A 20733-nucleotide genomic window follows, 5' to 3' on the forward strand; every position below is an offset into this window, starting at 1 on the left:
GGGAGACGACGCACATGGCCACCCGGACCTTCGACGTGATCGTGATCGGGGCGGGCCCGGGCGGCTACGTGGCCGCGATCCGCGCGGCTCAGCTCGGCAAGAAGGTCGTGATCGTCGAGCGCGAGCACCTGGGGGGCATCTGCCTCAACTGGGGCTGCATCCCGACCAAGGCGCTGCTGCGGTCGGCCGAGGTGTTCCACCTCATGCACCGTGCCAAGGACTTCGGCCTCAAGGTCGAGGGCGCGAGCTTCGACTTCGACGCCGTAGTGAAGCGGTCGCGGGGCGTGGCCAAGCAGCTCTCCTCGGGCATCGGCCACCTGATGAAGAAGAACAAGATCGAGGTGGTGATGGGGGCCGCCACGCTCGCCGGCAAGGGCCGGGTGAAGGTCACGACCGACAAGGGCGAGGAGGAGCTCCAGGCCCCTGCAATCGTCCTCGCCACCGGCGCTCGGTCGCGCTCGCTGCCGGGGCTGGAGCCCGACGGCGACCTCGTCTGGAACTACAAGCACGCCCTGCAGCCGCCCCGGATGCCGAAGAACCTCCTCGTCATCGGCTCGGGCGCCATCGGCATCGAGTTCGCGAGCTTCTTCAACACGCTGGGCGCCAAGACCACCGTGGTCGAGGTCATGGACCGCATCCTTCCCGTCGAGGACGCGGAGATCAGCGCCTTCGCCAAGAAGCAGTTCGTCAAGCAGGGCATGACGATCCTGGAGAAGGCGACCGTCAGGAAGCTCGACCGCGGGCAGGGCAAGGTCACGGCCCATATCGAGGCGAACGGCAAGACCGAGACGCAGGAGTTCGACACCGTCATCTCGGCCGTGGGCATCGTCGGCAACGTGGAGAACCTCGGGCTGGAGGCGGTGGGCGTGCAGGTGGACCGCACCCATGTCGTCACCGACGAGTTCTGCCGCACCGGTGTCGAGGGCCTGTACGCTATAGGCGACGTGGCGGGGGCGCCCTGGCTCGCGCACAAGGCCTCGCATGAAGGGGTCATGGTCGCCGAGTTGATCGCCGGGAAGCACGTCCACCCGATAAAGCCGGGGGCCATCGCCGGCTGCACCTACTGCCACCCGCAGGTGGCGAGCGTGGGCATGACCGAGGCGCGGGCCAAGGAGCTCGGCCACGAGGTCAAGGTCGGCCGCTTCCCCTTCATCGGCAACGGCAAGGCCATCGCCCTCGGCGAGCCCGAGGGCATGGTGAAGACGGTGTTCGACGCCAAGACGGGCGAGCTCCTGGGCGCCCACATGATCGGGGCGGAGGTGACCGAGCTCATTCAAGGTTACATCGTCGGCCGCTCGCTGGAGACCACCGAGGCCGAGCTGATGGAGACGGTATTCCCGCATCCGACGCTGTCAGAGATGATGCACGAGTCCGTTCTCGACGCCTACGGCCGCGCGCTTCACATCTAGGGGCACGCTGAGGGTCCGATCCTCCTTCGGGCCGTTCCTCGATGTTCTCATTTTGTTCTCATTTGTGCTTGGAACGGATTCCCGTTCTGGTAGAATGAACGCGAGAATCGGAGGCGCATTTTGAGTTCGGCCTTGAAATGAAGGAGCCGGTGGTCAACTTTCCAAAGCAGGGCGTGGGTCGATCCACGTCCGGCGGCGGAGGATCATCGGACGTGGAAGCCCGTCTCACGGCCCTCGAGAAATCGGTCGAGCGCGTGACCGAGAAGGTCGATTCCATGGCCGAGCGGCTGTCCCGCATGGAAGGCGAGATCACGCGCCTTCCGGGCTATCCGGGTCTCATCGTCGTGCTGGGCGCGTTCGTGGCCCTCATCAGCTCCATCGTGGGCGTGGGAACGTTCCTCATCAACAACGTGCCCTGACGGCCCCTCGTCTCGCTGGCCAGTCGCGGGAAGGTGCGTCGGCGCTCCCCAGCCTGTTCATCTAATGTTCACGTTTTCCGGTTGGCGGTCCTGCGCGTTTCCGCTATGTAACCTCGTCCCCGAGGAGGCGAACGCATGGCCGAGCAGAAGTTCATCGAGGTGCGGGGCGCCCGCGAGCACAACCTCAAGAACATCGACGTCAGGATCCCCCGCGACGAGCTCGTGGTCATCACGGGTCTGTCCGGGTCGGGCAAGTCGTCCCTCGCCTTCGACACGATCTACGCCGAGGGACAGCGCCGTTATGTCGAGTCTCTGAGCGCCTACGCCCGGCAGTTCCTCGACATGATGGAGAAGCCGGATGTGGACCACATCACGGGCCTCTCGCCCGCCATCTCCATCGAGCAGAAGACGACCTCCAAGAACCCCCGCTCGACCGTGGGAACGGTGACGGAGATCTACGACTACCTACGCCTGCTCTTCGCCCGCGCTGGCACCCCTTATAGCCCCGCGACCGGCCTCCCCATCGAGGCGCAGCAGGTGCAGGACATGGTGGACAGGGTGATGGCCCTGCCCGAGGGGACGCGGGGCTATCTCCTCGCGCCGATGGTCCGGGACCGGACGGAGGGAATACCGCAAGGAACTCCTGGACCTCCGCAAGCAGGGCTTCCAGCGCGTCAAGGTGGACGGGACCTATTACGAGATCGACGAGGTCCCGGCGCTCGACAAGAAGCTGCGCCACGACATCGACATCGTCGTGGACCGGATCGTCGTTCGCGCGGGCCTGGAGACGCGCCTCGCCGACAGCTTCCGCACCGCGCTCGACCACGCCGACGGCATCGCCGTGCTGGAGACCGCGCCGCAGGAGGGTGAGCCCGAGCGGATCGTCTTCTCCGAGAAGTTCGCCTGCCCGGTCTCTGGCTTCACCATCCCCGAGATCGAGCCGCGTCTCTTTTCCTTCAACGCACCCTACGGTGCCTGTCCGGTCTGCGACGGCCTGGGCGCGGAGCTGTTCTTCGACGAGCGGCTGGTGGTGCCCGACATCACCCGCAAGCTCTCCCAAGGCGCCATCGCGCCCTGGGCCAAGTCCAAGTCGCCTTATTCCACCCAGACCATCGAGGCGTTGTCCAAGCACTTCGCCTTCGACAAGGCCTCGCGCTGGAAGGACCTGCCCGAGCGCGCCAAGGAGGTGATCCTGCGCGGCTCCGGCACGGAGGAGATCGTATTCCGCTACGACGAGGGCGGGCGCGTCTACCAGGTCCGTCGCCCCTTCGAAGGCGTGATCCCCAACATGGAGCGGCGCTACAAGGAGACCGACTCGGCCTGGGTGCGCGAGGAGTTCGAGCAGTACCAGAACGAGCGGCCCTGCCACGCCTGCGGCGGCTTCCGCCTCAAGCCCGAGGCGCTGGCGGTCAAGATCGGCGGCCTCCATGTGGGCGAGGTCGTTCGGATGTCGATCCGGCAGGCCTTCGACTGGGTCCAGACCGTGCCCGGCAGCCTGTCGAACCAGAAGAATGAGATCGCCCGCGCCATCCTCAAGGAGATCCGCGAGAGGCTCGGCTTCCTCAACAACGTGGGCCTGGACTACCTGACGCTGTCGCGCAACGCCGGCACGCTGTCGGGCGGGGAGTCGCAGCGCATCCGGCTTGCCTCCCAGATCGGCTCGGGCCTGACCGGCGTGCTCTACGTGCTGGACGAGCCCTCCATCGGCCTGCACCAGCGCGACAACGACCGGCTGCTCGCGACGCTCAGGTCCCTGCGCGACCAGGGCAATACTGTCATCGTGGTCGAGCACGACGAGGACGCGATCCGCACCGCCGACTATGTCTTCGACATCGGCCCCGGCGCGGGCGTCCACGGCGGCGCGGTCGTGGCCCATGGCACGCCCCAGGAGATCGCGGCAAACCCCGACTCGATCACCGGCGAATACCTGTCCGGCCGACGGGTCATCCCCGTCCGCTCCGGCCAGCGCCGTCCGGGCAACAAGAAGACGCTGACCGTGGTCAACGCCACGGGCAACAACCTCAAGAACGTCACCGCCGAGTTCCCGCTCGGCAAGTTCGTCTGCGTGACCGGCGTGTCTGGCGGCGGCAAGTCCACGCTGACCATCGAGACGCTCTACAAGAACGCCGCGATGAAGCTGAACGGCGCGCGCGAGACTCCCGCGCCCTGCGACACGATCACGGGCTTCGAGCATCTCGACAAGGTCATCGACATCGACCAGCGGCCCATCGGGCGGACGCCCCGGTCGAACCCTGCGACCTATGTCGGCGCCTTCACCCCGATCCGCGACTGGTTCGCCGGGCTCCCGGAGGCGCAGGCGCGCGGCTACAAGTCCGGCCGCTTCTCCTTCAACGTCAAGGGCGGGCGGTGCGAGGCCTGCCAGGGCGACGGCGTCATCAAGATCGAGATGCACTTCCTCCCCGACGTCTACGTCACCTGCGAGACCTGCAAGGGCAAGCGCTACAACCGCGAGACCCTGGAGGTCCACTTCAAGGGCAAGAGCATCGCCGACGTGCTCGACATGACGGTCGAGGACGCGCAGGAGTTCTTCAAGGCGGTCCCCTCGATCCGCGAGAAGATGGACGCGCTGGTCCGCGTGGGCCTGGGCTACGTCAAGGTCGGCCAGCAGGCCACGACCCTCTCGGGCGGCGAGGCGCAGCGCGTCAAGCTCGCCAAGGAGCTGTCGCGGCGCTCCACCGGCCGGACGCTCTACATCCTCGACGAACCCACGACGGGCCTCCACTTCGAGGACGTCCGCAAGCTCCTCGAGGTGCTGCACGAGTTGGTGGACCAGGGGAACACGGTCGTCGTCATCGAGCACAACCTCGACGTGGTGAAGACCGCCGACTGGGTCATCGACATCGGCCCGGAGGGTGGGGACGGGGGCGGTCGGATCGTCGCTACCGGTACGCCGGAGGAGATTGCCGGGATCGACGAGAGCCACACCGGCCACTACCTCAAGCCTCTGCTGGAGGCGCGGAAGGTCGCGGCGGAGTGATGGCCTGGGCTGCCGTCGGGCCGGTGATCCCTCTGCTCGGGAGGGAGACCGTTCTTGTTGCAAGGAAGCTTCTTCAAAAATATCCGAAAGGTGGTGATGCGAATCCCGACATTGTATTGACGTTCCGTCAGGTGCAGGCTCGAGGCAGGACGGCAGAGTAGAGGTCGCCCGGTTCCAGTCGCAAGAACAAGCAGCCCGCGAAGGCTGCGACCAGCACCCCGGCACCCCTCCTGCAGCGCCTCACGGGGGCCGGCCAACAGGAAGGGACATTCCACCACATGCGCGTCACCAACCCGTCACCGGCCCTCTACAACGAGGACCTCGCCCCCGCGCAGGAGCGCAGGTGGGGCGCCTTCTCGATCTTCAACGTCTGGACCTCGGACGTCCACAGCCTCTGGGGCTACTACCTCGCCGCGAGCCTCTTCCTGCTCTGCGGCAGCTTCGTGAACTTCGTCATCGCCATCGGGATCGGCTCGCTGGTGATCTTCGCCCTGATGTCGATGGTCGGCAACGCCGGCGTCCGCACCGGCGTGCCCTTCCCGGTGCTGGCGCGGGCCTCCTTCGGGACCTTCGGCGCCAACGTCCCGGCGCTGGTGCGGGCCGTGGTCGCCTGCTTCTGGTATGGCGCGCAGACGGCCGCCGCCTCGGGCGCCATCGTCGCGCTCCTCGTCCGCAGCCCAGGGATGCTGGAGTTCCACCAGAACAGCCACCTTCTTGGCCATTCCACGCTCGAGGTGATCTGCTACGTCATCGTCTGGGCGCTCCAGCTCCTCATCATCCAGCGGGGCATGGAGACCGTCCGCAAGTTCCAGGACTGGGCCGGTCCAGCCGTCTGGATCATGATGCTGTTCCTCGCGATCTACCTCGTCGTGAAGGCCGGCACCTTCTCCTTCGGCGAGCGGATCCCCCAGGACGTGCTCCTCGACGCCACAAAGGACGCGGGCAGCTTCGGCACTCCGGGCTCCTTCCCGGCGCTCGCCGCCGTGGCCGCGACCTGGATCACCTACTTTGCGGCCCTCTACCTCAACTTCTGCGACTTCTCGCGCTACGCCACCAGCGAGAGGGCGCTCCGGACCGGCAACCTCTGGGGCCTGCCGATCAACCTCCTGGCCTTCTGCCTCGTCGCGGGCGTCACCACGACCGCCGCCTTCGACGTCTACGGGGAGGTGCTCCTCCACCCCGAGGCGATCTCGGCCAAGTTCGACTCGTGGTTCCTGGCGCTGCTTGCGGCACTCACCTTCGCGGTGGCGACGCTCGGCATCAACGTCGTGGCCAACTTCGTCTCGCCGGCCTTCGACTTCGCCAACGTCTTCCCGCGCCAGATCGACTTCAAGCGCGGCGGCTACATCGCGGCGCTGATCGCGCTGGTCCTCTACCCCTGGGCGCCGTGGGAGACGGGGGCGGCCTCCTTCGTCAACTTCATCGGCTCCACCATGGGCCCGATCTTCGGCATCATGATGGTGGACTACTACCTGATCCGGCGCGGCCGGATCGACGTGAACGCGCTCTACCAGGAGAACGGGGAGTTCCGCTTCGACGGCGGCTGGCACCGCAACGCCTTCATCGCCCTCATCGTGGGCATGATCTTCTCCTCGATCCTGCCGACCTTCACCTCGATCCTGCCGTCCTGGTGGGGCATCTACGGCTGGTTCTTCGGCGTGGCGATCGGCGGGGCGGTCTACTACGTCCTGAGGGCGCGCGGCGCGGCGCGCGTGCAGGTCGCCTGAGCCTCTTGGGGCGAGCGGCTCTGCGGCCCGCCCCGACTTGGAACGAGGAACGAGGAACGCCCGGGCCGTATGGCCCGGGCGTTCGCATCAGGCTGGATCGGGACTCCAGTCTGATCGCCGGGCCAGGATCATGGCATCGGCATGGCACCTTGGAGGGATGCTTGGTCCCTGGATTGCACCGACGGTGACAGCGCGGGCCAGGACCAACTCCCGATCGAGCGCTGCCGCGACCCGTCAGAGGACGGTCAGGAGGCCCTTCATCGAAGGGTGGATCGCGCAGTGGTAGGAGTAGGTGCCTGCCGTGGGGAAGGTCACCTCGACCGAACGGCCTGGGGTAAGGTCGTCGATGTCGAAGGCTCCGCTGTCGGCGGTGAAGGTGTGCCGCACGTCGTCCTGGTTGATGATCGACACGGTCTGTCCGGCGGCGATGGTCAACTCGGCGGGCGAGAAGGCCATTCCCACGATGCCGGATGCGGACTGGGCCTGCCCGACGGAGGACAGGAACGGAAGGCTCAGGACACCTGCGGGGAGGGAACGTCGCGTGGGCTCGGGCATGATGGAGGATCCTTGGGCCGGAGGAACGCAGGGCCGCATCTTTGGGATGCGGCCTCGCGCTGTCCACCGACCTAGGTCGCAGGATCTCAGGCGTTCGCCCGACGTCCATGCGACGACGAACCGATCCTGAGGCAGGGTTCCACTCGGACCCCGTCCGACCTCAGGGCTCACGGGCGCTCGCCTGCTCATCACGGAGGACCGTCACACCCGGACGATCCTCCGCGCACCCTTCACTCCATCTGCTTGAAGTTCAGTGCGGCGCCTTCCTTGATCCCCGAGGGCCAGCGCGAGGTCACGGTCTTGGTCCGCGTGTAGAAGCGGAAGCTGTCCGGGCCGTGCTGGTTGAGGTCGCCGAACGCCGACTTCTTCCAGCCGCCGAAGGTGTGGTAGGCCAGCGGCACGGGGATCGGCACGTTGATCCCGATCATCCCCACGTTGACCTTGGCCGCGAAGTCGCGGGCCGTGTCGCCGTCGCGGGTGAAGATCGCGGTCCCGTTGCCGTATTCGTGGCTCATGGCAAGGCCCAGCGCCTCGTCGTAGGACTTGGCCCGCACGGTGGACAGGACCGGCCCGAAGATCTCCTTGCGGTAGATGTCCATGTCGGGCGTCACGCGGTCGAAGAGGTGCGGGCCGACGAAGAAGCCATCCTCGTAGCCCTGGAGCGAGAAGTTCCGCCCATCCACCACGAGCTCCGCGCCCTGCTGGATGCCGGACTCGACCAGCGCCAGGATGTTCCTCTTGGCGGCGGCGGTGACGACCGGGCCGTAGTCCACGTCCTTGCCGGCGGTGTAGGGCCCGACCTTCAGCTTCTCGATGCGCGGCACGAGCTTCTCGATCAGCCGGTCGGCCGTCTCTTCGCCCACCGGCACCGCGACCGAGATCGCCATGCAGCGCTCGCCGGCCGCGCCGTAGCCCGCGCCCACCAGCGCGTCGGCCGCCTGGTCCATGTCGGCGTCCGGCATGACGATCATGTGGTTCTTGGCGCCGCCGAAGGCCTGCACCCGCTTCCCGTTGGCCGCGCCGCGCCCGTAGATGTACTGCGCGATCGGCGTCGAGCCCACGAAGCCCACCGCCTGGATCGTCGGATGGTCGAGGATGGCGTCCACGGCCTCCTTGTCGCCGTTGACGACCTGGAGGATGCCCTTGGGCAGCCCGGCCTCCTCCCATCAGCTCGGCGAGCATCAGCGGCACGGAGGGATCGCGCTCGGAGGGCTTGAGGATGAAGGCGTTGCCGGCCGCGATGGCGGGCGCGAACATCCACATCGGGATCATGGCGGGGAAGTTGAACGGTGTGATGCCCGCCGTGACGCCCAGCGGCTGGCGCAGCGAGTACATGTCGATGCCGGGGCCCGCGCCGTCGGTGAACTCGCCCTTCAGCAGGTGCGGGGCGCCGACGCAGAACTCGACGACCTCGAGACCGCGCTGCACGTCGCCCGCCGCGTCGGGGAGCGTCTTGCCGTGCTCGCGGCTCAGCGCCTCGGCCAGCTTGTCGATGTCGCGGTTGAGCAGCGCGACCATCTTCATCATCACCCGTGCCCGGCGCTGCGGGTTCACGGCGGCCCACTTGGGCTGCGCGGCGGCGGCGGCCCTGACCGCGCGGTCCATCTCCTCGACCGAGGCGAGGGGACGCGCGCCTGCACCTCGCCCGTGGCGGGGTTATAGACGTCCGCGAAGCGGCCCGAGGTGCCCTTCACGTGCTCGCCGTTGATGTAATGGGTCAGTTCCTGCATGGTGGGTCTCCCGGTCGCGTTGCGGTGGCTTCTAGCCTTGCAACTTTCCGGAACAAAGGGCCATCATCCCAAAACCGCCATGCAGGAATGCAGGATGATCGACTGGGACGACATGCGGGTCTTCCTCGGCGTCGCCAGGGCGCGCAGCCTTTCCGGCGCCGCGCCGGGCCTGCGCATGGACCCCGCCACGGTCGGCCGCCGGATCGCGCGGCTCGAGGAGTCGCTGGGCGCCACCCTCTTCCTCAAGAGCCCCCAGGGCTATGCGCTGACCGACTTCGGCGCCCGCCTCCAGGCCCGGGCCGAAGAGGCCGAGGAGGCCATGCGCCTCGCGATCGAGGAAGGGCAGGGCGCCTCGCAGGGGCTCACCGGCCAGGTCCGCGTCGGGGCCCCGGACGGATGCGCCAACTATCTCCTTCCGCAGGTCGCCGCCCGCATCCAAACCGAGAATCCGGGGCTGGAGTTCCAGATCCTCGCGCTCCCTCGCGTCGTGAACCTCTCCCGGCGCGAGGCCGACATGGCCATCACCGTCAGCCCGCCCGACGCCGGGCGCCTGACGGTCCAGAAGATCACCGACTACAAGCTCCACCTCGCCCAGCGTCGCGACGCACCCGAGGCCCGGTCGCTCGCCGACGTCAGGGGCAGGCCGGTGGTGGGCTACATCCCCGACATGATCTTCGACCGGGCGCTCGACTACTTGGGTGGCCTGGGCCTCGGCGCGGTGCAGCTCGCCTCGAACTCCGTCTCGGTCCAGCTCATGCTGCTGCGCCAGGGCGGGGTCGGGGTGGTCCACGACTTCGCGCTCCCCTACGCGCCCGAGCTGGGCCGAATCCTCACCGACGAGGTGAGCTTCACCCGCGCCTTCTACCTCGTCCGCCACGACGCCGACCGCCGGTCCGAGCGCATCTCGCGCCTCGCGGCGGCGGTGATCCGCGGCCTCAGGGACGAAGTCCTGCGGCTCGAAGGGCTTGCGAGCTTGACAGAGGGGCAGGGCGGCACGACCCTTCCATCGTAGAGCAGCGAACGGAGCGCGCCATGCACGTGAGACAGATCCTCAAGTCCAAGGGCAGCGACCGCGTCCTGACGATCCGGCCCGATGCCACGGTGGCCGAGGCCGCCCGGATCCTCTCCGAATGCCGGATCGGCTCCCTCGTGGTCTCCACCGACGGCCAACGGGTCGATGGCATCATCTCCGAGCGGGACATCGTCCGGGAGATGGGCAAGCGCGGCGTCAGCGCCCTCGACGAACGTGTCGAGGAGATGATGACCGAGAAGGTGGAGACCTGCGTCGCCGACGATCAGGCGGACGACGTGCTGACCAAGATGACCCAAGGCCGCTTCCGCCACCTGCCCGTGGTCGAGAACGAGGTGATGATCGGCCTCATCTCCATTGGCGACGTGGTCAAGGCCCGGCTCTCCGAGCTCTCCATGGAGAAGGACGCCCTCGAAGGGATGATTGCGGGCCGTTGATGCGAATCGGACTTTACCCGGGCACTTTCGACCCGGTGACTCTCGGCCACACGGACATCATCCGCCGGGCCTGCACCCTCGTGGACCGCCTCGTGATCGGCGTGGCCATCAACCGCGACAAGGGCCCGCTCTTTTCCCTGGAAGAGCGGGTCGCCATGCTCGAAGGCGAGATCGACGGCATCGCCGAGAGCTGCGGGAGCGACATCGTCGTCCACCCCTTCGAGAACCTGCTCATCGACTGCGCCCGCGACGTCGGCGCGCAGGTGATCGTGCGCGGCCTGCGCGCCGTCGCCGACTTCGAATACGAGTTCCAGATGGTCGGCATGAACCGGGCGATGGACGCCTCCATCGAGACCGTGTTCCTGATGGCCGAGGCTCGGCACCAAGCCATCGCCTCCAAGCTGGTCAAGGAGATCGCGCGCCTCGGTGGCGACGTCTCCAAGTTCGTCCCGCCGGCCGTCCGAGCCGTGCTGCAGGAGCGCTTCCCCCGGACATAGGAAAGCCGCCCGAAGGGGCGGCTTGGGCAGGGGCTCTGGGCCCAGATCGGTCCGCGGTTCAGCCGTAGACGGCTTCGCGGGCCAGGCGCCGGGCGTCGCCGGGGTAGATCCCCAGGTCCTCGGCCAGATGCTCCGGAACGCCCCGAAGCTCGTTCAGGGTCCGACGATAGGCGAAGCTCTTCCGGGCGGCATCGCGCAGGTTGTTCAGCAGGGTCATGGCGTCCTCGTTCGTTCTCTTTTCTTGTGACCTTCATTTGGTGCATACCGAGGCCCGTCACAACGCACAGTTACCGCTAACGGACATGCATGACGTGCATGACTCGATCAGGGCTGCGGTCTTCGGTCGGACTGAACGGAACACCCTCTTGGCGCGTTGACAGCCCGATCGATCCCCTGGAGCTTCGTTGATGCACCGCCTTCGCCTCGTCCTCGCGTCCTTGTCCGTCGCCGGCCTCCCCGCCCTGGCTTTGGCCCAGCACTTCGTGGAGGCCCCCGCGCTGGTCTCGACTAGTGCCGCGGCCCTCACCGCCGAGGGCATCGAGGCCGCGACCTACGACGGCGGCGACCTGCCGGAGGACCAGTCGCCCCTCACCGTCAAGGTGCAGGTCCTCCTCGACCGCGCCGGCATCTCGCCGGGGGTGATCGACGGCCACAAGGGCGGCATGTCGGAGAGCGCGCTGCGCGCCTTCGAGGATCAGCGCGGCCTTCCGGTGGACGGCGTGCTCGACTTCGATGTCTGGGCGGCGCTGGGCGGCCCGCTCTCCGGCCCCGTGCTGCAGGCCTACACCATCGCCCCCAACGACATGAACAACATCACCCCCGGCCTGCCGGAGGACTACGCCCAGCTCGCCGAGATGCAGTGGCTCGGCTACCAGCGGGTGAGCGAGATGCTGGCCGAGCGCTTCCACATGGACGAGGACTTCCTCGTCGCGCTCAACCCCAGCGCGACCTTCACGGCGGGCGAGACGGTCACCGTCGCCGACCCCGGCCCCTTCCTGCAGGGCACCGTGAGCCGCATCGAGGTCCGCAAGGGCAGCAACCGCCTCGCCGCCTTCGACCCCTCGGGCTTCATGATCGCCAACTATCCCGTGACCATCGGCTCGACCTCCACGCCGTCGCCCGAAGGGACCATGGAGGTCAGCGCCATCGCCCACCTCCCCACCTACCATTACAACCCCGAGAACTTCGTCCAGGGCGAGAACACCGAGCCCCTGGTCCTGCCGCCCGGTCCGAACGGTCCCGTCGGCTCGGTCTGGATCGACCTCTCCAAGCCCAGCTACGGCCTGCACGGCACGCCCGAGCCCTCCTCGCTCTTCCGGCGGTCGAGTCACGGCTGCGTGCGCCTCACCAACTGGGACGCCGAGGAGCTGGCGAGCCTCGTCCAGGTCGGCACGGTGGTCGAGTTCGTGGAATGAGGCGCGCGGCCCTGGCGTTCGCGCTGGCCGGACAGGCCGCGCTCGCGCAGGAGGGCACGGACTTCGCGCCCGAGCGCGCGCCGATCCCGGAGGCGCGGCCGGACGGCGGGGTCCCGCAGCTCATCCCGTCCGAAGCGCCAGATGCCGGTGCGACCGAGGCGGAAGGACCTGCGGCGGCCGCAGATGATACCCCCCAACTCATCCCACCAAGAGGCATGGACACCGGGTCGCCCGCTGCTGGTTTCACCCTGACCGGGCCCGACGGCCCCGACGAAGGCGAAGGCCTGAGCTTCGGCCTTCCCGAGGCCGCTCCTGAGGGAGGGGCCAACGCGACGCTCGCGCCGGACCAGGGACCAGCGGAAACGCCCGTTCCTCCCGGTCCGCCCATGCGCGAACTCCTCGCCGAATCCTCGGCCGAGCTCTCGGCCTGCCTCGCCGCCCTCGACGATCTCGGGGTGACCTACGAGCGAGCCGACCACATCACCGATCCCGACAATCCCGACTGCGGCATCGCCAACCCCTCACCGTCTCCGAGATCGACCCCCGGCGTCGCCCTCGAGCCCCCGCCGACGCTCCGCTGCGACGCCACCCTCGCCGCGGCCCGCTGGGTCGCCGAGGTCGTCCTCCCGTTCAGCCGCAAGCTCCCCGACCGGGGCGCCCTCACCACCATCGACCAGGGCACCGCCTATCTCTGCCGCCCCCGCGCCGACGGCGAGGTCTCCGAGCATGCCTTCGGCAACGCGCTCGACGTGATGGGCTTCCGGTTCGCCTCGGGCGACCCGTTCCTCATCCAGCCGCGCGACGGCGACGGCACGCTGGACGAATCCTTCCAGGCCGCCGTCCGCGCGGGCGCCTGCCTCGACTTCACCACCGTCCTCGGCCCCGGGCAGGAGGACCACGCCGACCACCTGCACCTCGACGTCAAGGGGAGGGACGGGGGCTTCCGCATCTGCGAGTGACGCCACGGCCCACCCCATTGCGGTTCCCCACCGGCCGGGGCTAGCCTCCCGCGACCCCCAACGGAGGCCCTCATGCCCGTCGTCAACCGCATCGCCGCTTTCGCGGAGGACATGGCCGCCTGGCGCCACCATCTCCACCGCCACCCCGAGCTCTCCTTCGACTGTCACGAGACCGCCGCCTTCGTCGCCGCCAGGCTGCGCGACTTCGGCGTAGACGAGATCCACGAGGGCATCGCCCGCACCGGAGTCGTCGCCCTGATTCAAGGCCGCCAGCCCGGCCCCGCCATCGGCCTGCGCGCCGACATGGACGCCCTCCCCATGCCCGAGCAGACCGGCGCCCCCTATGCGTCCGAAATCCCCGGCAGGATGCACGCCTGCGGCCATGACGGCCACACGACGATGCTGCTGGGCGCCGCGAGATACCTCGCCGAGACGCGCAACTTCGCCGGCACCGCCGTCCTCATGTTCCAGCCCGCCGAGGAGGACGGCGGCGGCGGCGAGGTCATGGTCAAGGAAGGTGTCCTCGACCGCTTCGGCGTCACGCAGGTCTACGCCATGCACACCGCCCCCGGGATCCCGGTGGGCGAGATGGCGACCACCCCCGGCCCGATCCACGCCGCCGTGGACGACTTCTACGTCACCCTTCGCGGCCAGGGCGGCCACGCCGCCTACCCGCACGAGGCCGTGGACCCGATCCCCGGCGCCTGCGCGCTCGTCCAGGCGCTCCAGACGATCCCGAGCCGCAATCTCGACCCGATGAAGCAGCTCGTCGTCTCCGTGACCCAGGTCCACGCCGGCAGTGCCATCAACGTCATCCCTGGCGACGCCCTCGTCACCGGCACCGTCCGCAGCTATGACAAGGGCGTCCAGTCCATGGCCCGCCAGCGCATCGAGGAGATCGTCCGGGGTCACCGCCAGCACCTTCGGCCTTTCCGCCGAGATCGACTACCGCAACGGCTACCCCGCCACGATCAACGACCCGGACCGCGCCGCCTTCGCCGTCGAGGTCGCGCGCGAGGTCGCGACCCGCGTCGACCCGAGCCGCACGCCCGAGATGGGCGCGGAAGACTTCTCCTACATGCTGGAGCAGCGCCCCGGCGCCTATGTCCTCCTCGGCAACGGCGACACGCCCATGTGCCACCACCCCGCCTTCGACTTCGACGACCGCTCCGCCCCGCTCGGCGCGAGCTTCTTCGCCCGCGTCATCGAGCGGGCCCTGCCGCTGGAGCCCGCCCATGGCGCTTGAGGACGCCAAGACGCAAGTGGACCGCGCCTTCACGGGCGAGGGCAGGGGCCTCGCCTACGAGAACGCCTTCGCCGGCGCGACCTCCTTCCTCCGCCGCCGCTACGGCAAGGACGTGACCGGCGCCGACCTCGCCATCCTCGGCGTCCCCTTCGACCAGGCGGTGACGCACCGCCCCGGCAGCCGCTTCGGGCCCCGCGCGATCCGCGAGGCCTCGACGCTCCAGCCCTACGACCCGCCCTATGGCTGGCCCTTCGACCCGCTGTCCGAGCTCCACGTCGTGGATACCGGCGACCTCGCCTTCGACTACGCTCGGACCTCGGAATTCCCGAACGCCCTGACGGCGCGCATCCGCGAGATCCTCGCCCAGGGCGTCGGCACCGTCACCCTAGGTGGCGACCACTTCATCACCCTGCCGATCCTGCGCGCCTATGCCGAGAAGTTCGGCCCCCTGTCGGTCATCCAGTTCGACGCCCATTCGGATCTCTGGCAGGACGACGACATGGAGCGGATCGACCACGGCACGTTCCTCTACAAGGCCGTGAAGCAGGGCCTCGTGGACCCCACGCGTTCCGTCCAGATCGGCATCCGCACCGTCACCGAGGACCGGCTCGGCCTTCCCATGATCGACGCCCGCGCCGTCCACGAGGAGGGGCCCGACGCCGTGGCCGACCAGGTCCGCCGCATCGTCGGCGACGCGCCCGCCTACGTCACCTTCGACATCGACGCTCTCGACCCCGCCTTCGCCCCCGGCACCGGCACGCCGGTCTGGGGAGGCCTGCAGAGCTGGCAGGCCGCCGCGATCCTCCGCGGCCTCGCGGGAATCCGGGTCGTCGGCGGCGACGTGGTCGAGGTCTCGCCCCCCTACGACACGACCGGCGCCACCGCCATCGCCGGCGCCCATATCGCGACCGAGATCATGTGCCTCTATGGTTGGCACCGGCTCGGAAAGGGCTGACCGCTCCGGCTCTCGTCGCGCGGGCCTCGGCCCGCCACCGCCAACCGAATCACCCGGCCCGAGGGTCGTCCTGACGATCCGTTAAGATCGGGTGAACGTTGCGTTCGTTATTGTAACGCCTCGTTAACTTCTCGCGCTCATCCTGGCCTCATGACCCAGGAGAGCCATATGCCTTACATCGCCGATGATGCCTGCCCCAACGCTGCCCGCAGGCGTGCCCTGCCGCGGCTTCGTCCTGGCCGGACGAACAAAGGGCCGAGGCGCGTCGCGCCCCGGCCCCGCCCGTCAGAACCCCGACTTGATCTGCTCGAAGGTCTCCGAATGACGCTCCCGCGACTCGATCGGGATCGGAAGCTGCGCGAAGATCGGAGCGCTGATCTGCCCAAGGCCCGAGGCTTCGAGGTCCTCCGGCGTGATCCCCTGCATCCCGGCGGTGTTGGCGCTTCCCCATCCGGCCGCTACCAGCACGGGCGCGGTCTGCGGGGCGAGGAAGGCGTTGGCGTAGTCGTAGACCTTGTCCTCGGACCCCGGACCGTCCTTCATGTTCACGAGACCGCAGAGCCAGACGGACGACCCCTCCTTCGGCTCCCGCTGGAAGCCGATCGGACGTCCTTCCTCCTTCATCGTCGGATAGGTCTCGTTCCAGGCCCAGGCGACCAGCACCTCCCCCGAGGACATGAGCTGCGCGAGCTCGGCCGGATCGGTCCAGTAGGTCCGCAGGTTCGGGTGCACGTCGCGGAGCCACTGCGCGGCGGCCTCGAACTGCTCGTCGGTGACGTTGGTCCAGTCGGTCACGCCGGTGGCGAGGTAGGCCAGCGCCCAGGCGTCGTCGACGTTGTCGGGGATCGCGATGCGGCCGGCGTATTTCGGGTTCTTGAAGACGTCGAGGCTCGCCACGTCCTCGGCCGGGACCTCGTCGGGGTTGTAGGCGATGGCGGTGGTGCCCCAGTCGGTGGGGATGAAGTAGGTCTCGTCCCCGCCGCCGATCTGCGTCCCCGTCAGGGTCGCATCGAGCGTCGACGCCGCCTCGATCTTGGACAAGTCCCAGGGCTCGATCAAGCCCGACTCCTGCCACTTGGGCACGCTTCCGGCGCAGATGTGGGCCACGTCGGCCTGGAAGCCGGCCTGGACCTTCTGGAACGCCTCCTCCTCGTCGCCGAAAAACGAGAAGGTCGGGTCGGCGCCGTTCTTGTCGACATAGGGCTGGTGGAATTCGGAGCCCTCGAAGCCGGGGTAGTCGAGCACCACGAGCTCGGAATCCTGGGCCAGGGCAGCGCTGCCCAGGACCAGGGACGCCAGCGAGGCGGCGCCCAGAAGGGTCGCGATCTTCATGTGGTTGGTTCTCCCGTTGGACGTGTCGTGCGATGCCATGACGTTAGGAACGCCCGCCAAGGGGTTCAAGCGCCGAATGCCCGTGCCGTCCCGTCGCGGCTCTCGGATGAGGTCGGCAGCAAGCGCACTTGCGGCCCCCGGACCCGCCTGTCACGCTCATGCCCGACCGCCCGTCCGTTGAAGGAGAGGTTCATGTTCAAGGCCCTGCTCGTGGAGAAGGACGACTCCGGCCTGCGCGTCGGCATCCAGGAGTTCGAGGACGACCGCCTGCCCGAGGGGAACGTGACGGTGGCGGTGGAATACTCGACGCTCAACTACAAGGACGGCCTCGCGCTCTCCGGCGCGTCCAGCGTCGTGAAGTCCTTCCCGCACGTCCCCGGCGTGGACTTCGCCGGACGGGTCGAATCCTCCGACGACCCCCGCTTCCGCCCCGGCGACGCGGTGATCCTGAACGGCTGGCGGGTGGGCGAGTTCCGCTGGGGCGGCTACGCCACCCGGACGCGGGTCCAGGGCGACTGGCTGATCCGCGTGCCCGAGGGCCTGACGACCCGCGACGCCATGGTGGTCGGCACCGCAGGCTACACCGCCGCCCTCGCCATCATGGCGCTGGAGGAACACGGCCTCGCGCCCGGCGCGGACGAGGTCCTCGTGACCGGCGCCTCGGGCGGCGTGGGCAGCATCGCCGTCGCTCTCCTCAAGGCTGCCGGCTACGAGGTCGCCGCCGTGACCGGCCGCCCGGAGACCGAGAGCTACCTCCGCGACCTCGGCGCGGCCCGCGTCGTCCCCCGGTCCGACCTCGACCGGACGAGCGAGCGTCCGCTGGAGCGCGAGGTCTGGGCCGGCGCCATCGACAACGTGGGCGGCGCCATGCTGGCGCGCCTGCTCGGCCAGATGCGCTACGGCGCCTCGGTCGCGGCGGTGGGGCTCGTCGGGGAGGGCAGGTCCCCGCGACCATCTTCCCCTTCATCCTGAGGGGCGTGAACCTTCTCGGCATCGAGTCGGTCATGGCCCCGCTCCCCCGCCGCGAGGCCGCCTGGGCCCGCATCGCCCGCGACCTGCCCCGCGACAAGCTCGAGGCCATGGCCCATCCCGCCACGCTTTCCGACCTCCCCGCATTGGGCGAGGCCATCCGGAAGGGCCATGTGCGCGGACGCGTCGTGGTGGACGTGAACGCCTGACCCGCTTGCCCTTGCTGGCCATGTCCACGCCGGCCCCCGGACAATGACAGCTTCGATCCGAAAGACCGCCAAGTGACCACGATGCAACTCGATACCGCCTGGGTCCGCTCCCAGTTCCCCGCCTTCTCCGTCCCCGCCCTCCAGGGCCAGGCCTTCTTCGAGAACGCCGGAGGCTCCTTTCCCTGCGGGCAGGTGGTGAGCCGCCTTCACCGATTCTACACCGAGAGAAAGGTCCAGCCCTACGCTCCCTACGCCGCCTCCCGGCTCGCCGGCGAGGAGATGGACGAGGCGCGGAGCCGCCTTGCCGCGATGCTGGGCGTCGACGCCCATGAGCTGTCCTTCGGCCCCTCGACGAGCGCCAACACCTATGTGCTCGCCCAGGCCGTCCGTCGCTGGCTCAAGCCCGGCGAGGCCATCGTCGTCACCGACCAGGACCACGAGGCCAACTCGGGCCCCTGGCGCCGGCTCTCCGACGACGGCGTGGAGGTACGCGAATGGCGGATCGACCCCATGAGCGGACACCTCGATCCGGAGCGGCTGGCACCCCTTGTCGCCGATGGGAAGGTCAGGTTGGTCTGCTTCCCGCATTGCTCGAACGTCGTCGCGGAAATCAATGATGTGGCTGCCATAACGGCGATGGCCCATGCTGCCGGGGCGAAGGTCTGCGTCGACGGCGTGAGCTACGCGCCGCACGGCCTGCCCGACGTGGGCGCGCTGGGCTGCGACGTCTACCTGTTCAGCGCCTACAAGGTCTACGGGCCCCACCAGGGGCTCATGGTGATCCGCGAGGGTTTCGGGAACGAGCTTCCCAACCAAGGTCACTTCTTCAACGGCGACGCCCTTTTCAAGCGATTCACCCCGGCCGGCCCGGACCACGCGCAGGTCGCCGCCTCGGCCGGAATGGCAGACTACTTCGAGGACCTCTCCGCCCATCACGGCGGCCCCTTCGGGGGCGCACCGGCCGCACGCTCCGCCCACGACCTGATGCGTGCGCGCGAGGTCGGGCTCCTGCAGCCGCTCCTCGACTACCTCCGGGGCCGCAACGACGTCCGGCTCCTCGGACCGACGGACGCTTCGCGGCGTGCGCCGACCGTGGCCGTCGAGCTCCCGGGCGAGGCCGAGCCCACCGCCGCGGCGCTTGCACCGCACGGGATCATGGCAGGGGGCGGCGACTTCTACGCGGTGTGCCCGCTCCGGGCGCTCGGGATCGATCCCGCGAAGGGTGTCCTGAGGATGAGCTTCACGCACTGCACCTCGGAGGAGGAGGTCGGACGGCTCATCCGGGCGCTGGACGACGTCCTGCCGGGTTAGGCCGGACCGCCTCCGCTCCCCATACGGACCTCCGTCATGCCCCACGACCGTTCGCCGATCCTGCTCTGGTTCCGCCGCGACCTCCGGCTCTCGGACCACCCGGCGCTGCATGCCGCCGCCGCGAGCGGCCGACCCGTCATCCCGGTCTTCCTCTGCGACGAGGGCGTCGAGGCGTTGGGGGCCGCTCCCCGGATGCGGATCGGCTTGGGCGTGGAGCAACTCGCGCGCGACCTGAAGGACAAGGGCAGCCGGCTGATCCTTCGCCGGGGCGCCACACATGGAGTCCTCCGGGCGATGCTGGCCGAGACCGGGGCGGGAGCCGTATGGTGGACGCGGCTCCACGATCCGCTTTCAAGGCGTCAGGACGAATGCCTCGGGCCGCAGTTGGAGAGCGTCGAGACGAGGGCCTTTCCGGGCCATCTCCTGCACGAGCCCGAGACCCTCAGGACGGGAGCAGGCGGCTCGTTCCGCAGCTATGCCGCCTTCTTCAGGGCCCTGAGGACCCGCGACATGGGCGAGCCGCTCCCCCCGCCCTCCCGTCTCACGGCGCCGGCATCCTGGCCGGCCACTGAGCGCCTGGAGGACTGGCGTCTCGACGCCGCCATGAACCGGGGCGGATCGATCGTCGCTTCCTGGCAGCAGCCGGGCGAGACGCAAGCTCGCGCGCGCCTCGACCGCTTCGTGGCCGAGAGGATCGGTGCCTACGCCGGAGCGCGAGACTATCCGGGACGGGATGGATCCTCGCGCCTGTCCGAGAACCTCGCCTATGGCGAGATCAGCGCCCGGACCTGCTGGCTGGCCGCGCTCGCGGCGCTCCACCGAGGAGAAGCTGGCGCGGAGCAGTTCCTCAAGGAGCTCGCCTGGCGCGATTTCTCGCACCACCTCCTGTTCCACTCGCCCGAGCTCGCGACTGACGCCTGGCGTCCCGAATGGCGATCCTTTCCCTGGACCAGGGATACGGAATCGCCCTTGGTGAGTGCGTGGCGAAGGGGGAGGACCGGCATACGGCTCGTGGATGCTGCGATGCGCGAGATGTATGTCACGGGGCGGATGCACAATCGGTCGCGCATGATCGTGGCCTCGCTGCTCACCAAGCACATGCTGACCGACTGGCGGATCGGCCTGAAATGGTTCGAGGACTGCCTGACCGACTGGGACCCGGCGTCGAACGCGGTCAACTGGCAGTGGGTGGCGGGGTCGGGGCCCGACGCGTCGCCCTTCTTCCGGATCTTCAGCCCCAAGGCCCAGGCCAAGGCCTACGATCCTGACGGCGACTACGCGAGGGCCTGGATCGCCGAGTGGCAGGCTGCTCCACCCTCGACGGCGCTCAGCTACTTCGAGGCCATCCCCCGATCCTGGCACATGTCGCAGAAGGACACCTATCCCGCGCCCGTCCTGGACCTGGCTGTCGCGCGGAGGGCCGCCCTTGCGGCTTTCCGGGCGCGGCCCTGGGATCAAGACGCGACCGGGCAAGGAGGGGCGTGACAATGCCATCGAGTTGCCTAACTTCTGACGGAAAGTTGAAGACCGGGAGC

At 68.8% G+C, this 20733-nt stretch carries 14 protein-coding genes and 4 pseudogenes; 14 read left to right on the plus strand and 4 right to left on the minus strand.

Translation table 11 applies throughout. The features are described 5' to 3' along the window. The first annotated feature begins 14 nt into the window (after nt 1-14). From lpdA to RUMESO_RS01605, 4 genes and pseudogenes are all read left to right on the plus strand, one after another. The gene (gene lpdA / locus RUMESO_RS01590; protein WP_037277540.1) at nt 15-1409 is read left to right on the plus strand and encodes a dihydrolipoyl dehydrogenase; all 1395 of its coding nucleotides are present in this window, start codon (nt 15-17) and stop codon (nt 1407-1409) included. 212 nt (nt 1410-1621) lie between these two features. Further along, complete coding sequence (locus RUMESO_RS01595; protein WP_037277541.1) at nt 1622-1828, plus strand: hypothetical protein; 207 nt, start codon at nt 1622-1624, stop codon at nt 1826-1828. A gap of 135 nt (nt 1829-1963) precedes the next feature. Continuing rightward, nucleotides 1964-4826 (plus strand): annotated as a pseudogene (gene uvrA, locus RUMESO_RS01600) (excinuclease ABC subunit UvrA). A 278-nt stretch (nt 4827-5104) separates the two neighbouring features. Next, nucleotides 5105-6553: an NCS1 family nucleobase:cation symporter-1 gene (locus RUMESO_RS01605; protein WP_037277543.1), complete on the plus strand. Its 1449-nt coding sequence runs from the start codon at nt 5105-5107 to the stop codon at nt 6551-6553. 234 nt (nt 6554-6787) lie between these two features. Here RUMESO_RS01605 and RUMESO_RS25560 read toward each other — a convergent pair whose 3' ends face one another. Both RUMESO_RS25560 and RUMESO_RS01615 read right to left on the minus strand, forming a co-directional pair. Continuing rightward, nucleotides 6788-7108, minus strand: coding sequence for a cupredoxin domain-containing protein (locus RUMESO_RS25560; protein ID WP_037277545.1), 321 nt, complete (start codon nt 7106-7108; stop codon nt 6788-6790). Between the two features lie 230 nt (nt 7109-7338). Continuing rightward, nucleotides 7339-8838: pseudogene (locus RUMESO_RS01615) on the minus strand (CoA-acylating methylmalonate-semialdehyde dehydrogenase). Nucleotides 8839-8932: 94 nt separating this feature from the next. Between RUMESO_RS01615 and RUMESO_RS01620 the strand changes: the two are divergent. Genes RUMESO_RS01620 through coaD form a run of 3 tightly spaced genes read left to right on the plus strand, consistent with a single transcriptional unit; the run spans nt 8933 to nt 10802 of the window. Beyond that, the gene (locus RUMESO_RS01620; RefSeq protein ID WP_156362587.1) at nt 8933-9850 is read left to right on the plus strand and encodes a LysR family transcriptional regulator; all 918 of its coding nucleotides are present in this window, start codon (nt 8933-8935) and stop codon (nt 9848-9850) included. 20 nt (nt 9851-9870) lie between these two features. Continuing rightward, a complete protein-coding gene (locus RUMESO_RS01625) occupies nt 9871-10305 on the plus strand; it encodes a CBS domain-containing protein (protein ID WP_037277546.1) in 435 nt (144 codons plus the stop codon). Continuing rightward, complete coding sequence (gene coaD / locus RUMESO_RS01630; protein WP_037277547.1) at nt 10305-10802, plus strand: pantetheine-phosphate adenylyltransferase; 498 nt, start codon at nt 10305-10307, stop codon at nt 10800-10802. The genes RUMESO_RS01625 and coaD overlap by 1 nt, the downstream gene beginning before the upstream one ends. Nucleotides 10803-10860: 58 nt before the next feature. Here the strand turns inward: coaD and RUMESO_RS25565 are convergent, their stop codons facing one another. Further along, nucleotides 10861-11019 (minus strand): DUF1127 domain-containing protein, encoded by a 159-nt coding sequence (locus RUMESO_RS25565; protein ID WP_169791113.1) that lies wholly within the window; start codon nt 11017-11019, stop codon nt 10861-10863. Between the two features lie 190 nt (nt 11020-11209). Here RUMESO_RS25565 and RUMESO_RS01635 point away from each other — a divergent pair, with 190 nt between their 5' ends. The 4 genes and pseudogenes from RUMESO_RS01635 (at nt 11210) to speB (ending at nt 15377) form a co-directional block, all read left to right on the plus strand. Next, entirely contained in the window at nt 11210-12217 is a 1008-nt protein-coding gene (locus tag RUMESO_RS01635) for a L,D-transpeptidase family protein (RefSeq protein ID WP_037277548.1), read from the plus strand. Next, nucleotides 12214-13176, plus strand: coding sequence for an extensin-like domain-containing protein (locus tag RUMESO_RS01640; RefSeq protein ID WP_051520903.1), 963 nt, complete (start codon nt 12214-12216; stop codon nt 13174-13176). The genes RUMESO_RS01635 and RUMESO_RS01640 overlap by 4 nt, the downstream gene beginning before the upstream one ends. A gap of 72 nt (nt 13177-13248) precedes the next feature. Further along, nucleotides 13249-14422 (plus strand): annotated as a pseudogene (locus RUMESO_RS01645) (M20 aminoacylase family protein). Beyond that, on the plus strand, nt 14412-15377 hold the full coding sequence (gene speB, locus RUMESO_RS01650) for an agmatinase (RefSeq protein WP_037277549.1): 966 nt from the start codon (nt 14412-14414) through the stop codon (nt 15375-15377). The pseudogene RUMESO_RS01645 and the gene speB overlap by 11 nt, the downstream one beginning before the upstream one ends. A gap of 285 nt (nt 15378-15662) precedes the next feature. On the opposite strand, the gene RUMESO_RS01655 is transcribed toward speB, so the two are convergent. Next, nucleotides 15663-16709 (minus strand): extracellular solute-binding protein, encoded by a 1047-nt coding sequence (locus RUMESO_RS01655; RefSeq protein ID WP_037277551.1) that lies wholly within the window; start codon nt 16707-16709, stop codon nt 15663-15665. 192 nt (nt 16710-16901) lie between these two features. Between RUMESO_RS01655 and RUMESO_RS01660 the strand changes: the two are divergent. From RUMESO_RS01660 to RUMESO_RS01670, 3 genes and pseudogenes are all read left to right on the plus strand, one after another. Continuing rightward, a pseudogene (locus tag RUMESO_RS01660) lies at nt 16902-17887 on the plus strand (MDR family oxidoreductase). An 81-nt stretch (nt 17888-17968) separates the two neighbouring features. Then, entirely contained in the window at nt 17969-19198 is a 1230-nt protein-coding gene (locus tag RUMESO_RS01665) for an aminotransferase class V-fold PLP-dependent enzyme (protein WP_037277553.1), read from the plus strand. 36 nt (nt 19199-19234) lie between these two features. Beyond that, nucleotides 19235-20683 carry a cryptochrome/photolyase family protein gene (locus RUMESO_RS01670; RefSeq protein ID WP_037277554.1) on the plus strand — a complete coding sequence of 483 codons (1449 nt, stop codon included), beginning with the start codon at nt 19235-19237 and terminating at the stop codon, nt 20681-20683. Nucleotides 20684-20733 lie beyond the last annotated feature (50 nt).

Origin of the sequence: Rubellimicrobium mesophilum DSM 19309 (assembly GCF_000600335.2) — a bacterium.
GTDB classification, from domain to species: domain Bacteria; phylum Pseudomonadota; class Alphaproteobacteria; order Rhodobacterales; family Rhodobacteraceae; genus Rubellimicrobium; species Rubellimicrobium mesophilum.

What these genes read in the sequence shown, in the direction of transcription:
- RUMESO_RS01665 (WP_037277553.1), top strand. Translation starts at nt 17,969, where the DNA reads ATGCAACTCGATACCGCCTGGGTCCGCTCCCAGTTCCCCGCCTTCTCC.
- RUMESO_RS01605 (WP_037277543.1), top strand. Translation starts at nt 5,105, where the DNA reads ATGCGCGTCACCAACCCGTCACCGGCCCTCTACAACGAGGACCTCGCC.
- RUMESO_RS01670 (WP_037277554.1), top strand. Translation starts at nt 19,235, where the DNA reads ATGCCCCACGACCGTTCGCCGATCCTGCTCTGGTTCCGCCGCGACCTC.
- RUMESO_RS01635 (WP_037277548.1), top strand. Translation starts at nt 11,210, where the DNA reads ATGCACCGCCTTCGCCTCGTCCTCGCGTCCTTGTCCGTCGCCGGCCTC.
- RUMESO_RS25565 (WP_169791113.1), bottom strand. Translation starts at nt 11,019, where the DNA reads ATGACCCTGCTGAACAACCTGCGCGATGCCGCCCGGAAGAGCTTCGCC.
- RUMESO_RS01655 (WP_037277551.1), bottom strand. Translation starts at nt 16,709, where the DNA reads ATGAAGATCGCGACCCTTCTGGGCGCCGCCTCGCTGGCGTCCCTGGTC.
- RUMESO_RS01640 (WP_051520903.1), top strand. Translation starts at nt 12,214, where the DNA reads ATGAGGCGCGCGGCCCTGGCGTTCGCGCTGGCCGGACAGGCCGCGCTC.
- speB (WP_037277549.1), top strand. Translation starts at nt 14,412, where the DNA reads ATGGCGCTTGAGGACGCCAAGACGCAAGTGGACCGCGCCTTCACGGGC.
- RUMESO_RS01620 (WP_156362587.1), top strand. Translation starts at nt 8,933, where the DNA reads ATGATCGACTGGGACGACATGCGGGTCTTCCTCGGCGTCGCCAGGGCG.
- RUMESO_RS01625 (WP_037277546.1), top strand. Translation starts at nt 9,871, where the DNA reads ATGCACGTGAGACAGATCCTCAAGTCCAAGGGCAGCGACCGCGTCCTG.
- lpdA (WP_037277540.1), top strand. Translation starts at nt 15, where the DNA reads ATGGCCACCCGGACCTTCGACGTGATCGTGATCGGGGCGGGCCCGGGC.
- RUMESO_RS25560 (WP_037277545.1), bottom strand. Translation starts at nt 7,108, where the DNA reads ATGCCCGAGCCCACGCGACGTTCCCTCCCCGCAGGTGTCCTGAGCCTT.
- coaD (WP_037277547.1), top strand. Translation starts at nt 10,305, where the DNA reads ATGCGAATCGGACTTTACCCGGGCACTTTCGACCCGGTGACTCTCGGC.